The organism is Arenimonas malthae CC-JY-1 (assembly GCF_000747075.1).
GTDB classification, from domain to species: Bacteria; Pseudomonadota; Gammaproteobacteria; order Xanthomonadales; family Xanthomonadaceae; genus Arenimonas; species Arenimonas malthae.
In genome coordinates this window covers 1-3600 of sequence record NZ_AVCH01000076.1, presented here as the reverse complement: position 1 = coordinate 3600, position 3600 = coordinate 1, and the positions used below count along the sequence as shown (strand labels likewise).

General features: G+C 70.1%; 3 protein-coding genes. 1 reads left to right on the top strand and 2 read right to left on the bottom strand.

Going from position 1 to position 3600, the window contains the following annotated elements; genetic code table 11:
* Window positions 1–895, top strand: an 895-nt coding sequence (locus N790_RS04575; protein ID WP_043801351.1) for a sulfotransferase family protein, incomplete at its 5' end; no start/stop codon positions are given.
* A 9-nt stretch (window positions 896–904) separates the two neighbouring features.
* On the opposite strand, the gene N790_RS15140 is transcribed toward N790_RS04575, so the two are convergent.
* Window positions 905–1879, bottom strand: coding sequence for a class I SAM-dependent methyltransferase (locus N790_RS15140; protein WP_052385684.1), 975 nt, complete (start codon window positions 1877–1879; stop codon window positions 905–907).
* Between the two features lie 80 nt (window positions 1880–1959).
* Window positions 1960–3600: TonB-dependent receptor domain-containing protein (locus tag N790_RS04565; RefSeq protein WP_156969931.1), on the bottom strand; the 1641-nt coding region annotated here is incomplete at its 5' end.

Genomic DNA, 3600 nt, shown 5'->3' with positions numbered 1-3600 from the left:
CGCCGCGCTCGCCGCCTGGGACGCCGCCAACGCGGCGCGCCGCCGCGAGGCCGGCGAACCCGACGTGGCCGCGCTCGAGCGCCGCGTCGAAGCCACGATGGCCGTGTTCAACCGCGCCCTGCTCGCGCGCGCCGCCGAACTGGGCGACCCGGATGAGCGCCCGGTGTTCGTCGTCGGCATGCCACGCAGCGGCACCACCCTGCTCGAACAGATCATCGGCGCGCACCCGCTGGCCTACGGCGCCGGCGAACTGCCCGACGTGGCGCTCATCGCCCGCAGCCTGCCGGCGCGCCGCGGCAATGCCGGCCAGTGGCCGCACATCCTCGAGGACTTCGCGCCGGAATGGGTGGCGCCGTCGGCGCGCCGCTACCTGGCCGCCGCCAGCCGGCAGGCGCCGCCGGTCACGCGGCGCATCGTCGACAAGTACCCGATGAACTACTACCTGCTCGGCTTCATCGGCCTGATGTTCCCGAACGCGCACATCATCTGGTGCCGGCGCGACCCGCGCGACATCGCGGTGTCCATCTACGGCGAGAACTTCGCGCTGCCCGAGCGCCTGGCCACCTCGATGGCCGGCATCGGCCACCTGGTGCGGCTGCAGGAACGGCTGATGCAGCACTGGCAGGCGGTGCTGCCCCAGCCCATCCTGGAATTCCGCTACGAAAGCCTGGCCCGCGAACCCGAGGCGCAGGCGCGGCGCGCGCTCGAATTCTGCGGCCTCGACTGGGACCCGGCCTGCCTGGATTTCCACCAGGGCGAACGCAGCGTGCAGACGCCGAGCCGCTGGCAGGTGCGCCAGCCGGTGCACACGCGCTCGATCGGCCGCTGGCGCCATTACGCCGCGGCCATGCCGCCGCTGCTGCAGGCCCTGGGTTACGACCCCGACGCGGCCTGAGCGCCCGGCTCAGCCGGCGCGCAGCACCAGGCCCCAGCCCAGCAGGCCCTGGGCCTGGCTCAAGGGTTCGCAGCGTACGTCCGCGCCGGGCCGCGTGTGCCGGATGCTGGCCACCAGCGCCTGCGCCTGGGCTTCGTCCAGCGCATGCGACACCAGTTCGGCGGTGCGCAGGCCGGCCGCGACCATCGCCTCGCGGTAGCGGCGCAGGGCCTCCAGCGCGGGCGCCGGATCGGTGCCGACCGACGCCAGCAGCTGGTGCGTCCAGTCGCGCGCCTCGACCAGCAGGTCGGGGGCGGCGCCGGCGCCGATGCGGGCCAGCAGGCGCTCGATGGCGGCGTTGTAGGCGGCGCGGGCGCCACGGGCCATGGGGAATTGCCCCGGGTCGACGCCCCGCCGCGCCTGCGCGAACCAGGGAATCACGGCCTCGGCGCAGGCCAGCAGGCCTTCACCCGCCAGCAGGTGCTCCTGGTGCGAAAGTTCCGCGCGCCCCACCTGCACCAGCACCGAACCGGCGTGGTGCATCACCAGCGCAAGGGTGCCGCCGGGCTTGAGCACGCGCAGGGCCTCGGCCAGCGCCGCGTCGCGGCGTGCGTACTCGAAGCCGTATTGGCTGGTGACGAGGTCGAAGCTGGCGTCGTCGAAGGGCAAGGCCTCCATCGCCACGCCGGCATGGAAACGGATGGCCGCGTGTTGGTCGGGGCGGTGCCATTTGGGCGCCAGCTGCGCCAGGTCCACGGCGTCGACCGTGAGCGCGCCGCCCTGCCCCCGCTGCTCCCAGAGCATCAGCGGGATGGCGCCGTTGCCGGTGGCCAGGTCGAGGGCGCGCAGGGGCGTGGCGGGCAGGCGGGAAAACACCTCGCGCCAGAAGCCGCCGATGGCGCCGCCGTAATTGCCCTCGAAGCTGCCGACGCAGGAATGCAGGCCGCCCGTGGCCCAGTAGGCGGACCAGGCGGCGCGGCGCGCGGATTCGTCGGGGAGGCTCATTCCGCCATTGTCCCGACCGAACCCGCAAAAAAGAAGGGCCCCGTTGCCGGGGCCCTCCGAAACAACCGATTAAACCCAAATCAGAAGGTCTGGGTGTAACGGAAGTAGGTGGTACGGCCGTAGGCGTCGTACAGGTAGAAGTTCCACGGACGGCCGTCGTAGGACACCAGCTCCGGGTAACGGTCGCCGACGTTGGTGGCGCCAATCGTCATGGTCGCGTTCCACGGGGCCTTCCAGGACAGCTGCACGTCGTTGGTGGCATAGCCGCCAACGTCGGTCGCGCCGCCCGGGTTCGCCTGGCCGTCGATGTAGTTGATGTTCCAGCCGGCGGTGAAGTCACCGAAGGTCCAGCTGTTGTACAGCGAGGCGCGCAGGTCCGGCGAACCGATGCGGCCGGCGTAGTCGATGACCGTGCCACGCTGGTCGTCAACTTCGTACTCGCGGATGTACGAGACGGTCAGCTGGTTACGCAGCTCGCCCCAGTTGCCGAAGTCGAAGTTGGTGTTGGCGCGGAAGTCCACGCCCGTGGTGGTGATCGTGCCCTGGTTGGCGTAACCCGCGGTGATCTCGCGGATGGCGCCGCTCGTGCCACGGGTGATGCTCAGGCCCGGGGGGATCGGACCGTACAGGTCCGGACGCAGGTCGGAGTTGATGATGTCCTGCGCCGAGATCGACGAGATGGAGTCCTCGACTTCGATGCTGTAGTAATCAACCGACAGGTCCAGCCACTCGAGCGGATCCCACACGGCGCCGACGCTGTACTGGGTGGACTGCTCGGACGACAGGTCCGGATTCGAGATGTAGTAGGTGTCGACCTGCAGCGAGCAGGTGGACGCCGCACCCGCCTCGATGCACGAGACCGGATCGTTGACCGGCTCGGCCGAGAAGCTCGGCTTGGCGGTCAGGATGTCCAGGCCCGGAGCGCGGAAGCCCTGGCCGTAGGAACCACGGAAGGTCAGGGTGTCGAGCGGCTGCCAGCGCATGGCGATCTTCGGCGAGAAGTCGCTGCCGTAGTCGCTGTACGAGTCCCAACGGCCCGCCAGGGTGATGTCGAAGTTGCTGGTGAACGGCAGCAGCCACTCGAAGTAGGCCGCCTTGGCGTCACGCGAACCGCCCGACGAGTTGCCGGCCGAACCGATGATGGCCGGGTTGCCGAACTCGTCGCGGGCTTCCGACAGCGAGTCGTACTGGTCGACGAAGGTGTCTTCGCGGTACTCCATGCCGAACACGGCGTTGGAGGTGCCACCACCCATCTCGAACACGTCGAAGTTCACCAGGCCGTAGATCTCGTCGGTCTGCCAACGCGACTCACGGTTGATGGTGGCCTGGATGCCGGCCAGCACCGACGGGTCGGCGCCGTACGGGTCGGCCGGGTTGTAGGCGCCCGAGTTGGCGGCGGCCTGGGCCAGCGCGGTCACGACGTAGCCACGACCCAGTTCGATGAACTTGTAGTCGGTGCGGCGGGCGCCGAAGTCCAGACCGATGGTGTCGGTCAGCTGGCCCTGGAAGCCGATCAGGTAGTCGGAGTTGGTGGTGTCCGTGAAGTTGTCACGGTTGCCAGCCGCGGCGAAGCGGTGGAAGTAGTAGGTCGGACGGCCGTCGGTGGTGCCCGGGGCGCAACCGCCGTCGCCGCAGGCGACGCCGTCGTTGATGTCGGCCGGGGTGCCGTCGTTGACCACGAGCACGCCCGGGCCCGGGGCGTAGCGACCGAAGGTCTCGAC

Excerpts from the sequence above, each read along its gene's own strand:
- N790_RS15140 (WP_052385684.1), bottom strand. The coding sequence starts at position 1,879 with ATGAGCCTCCCCGACGAATCCGCGCGCCGCGCCGCCTGGTCCGCCTAC.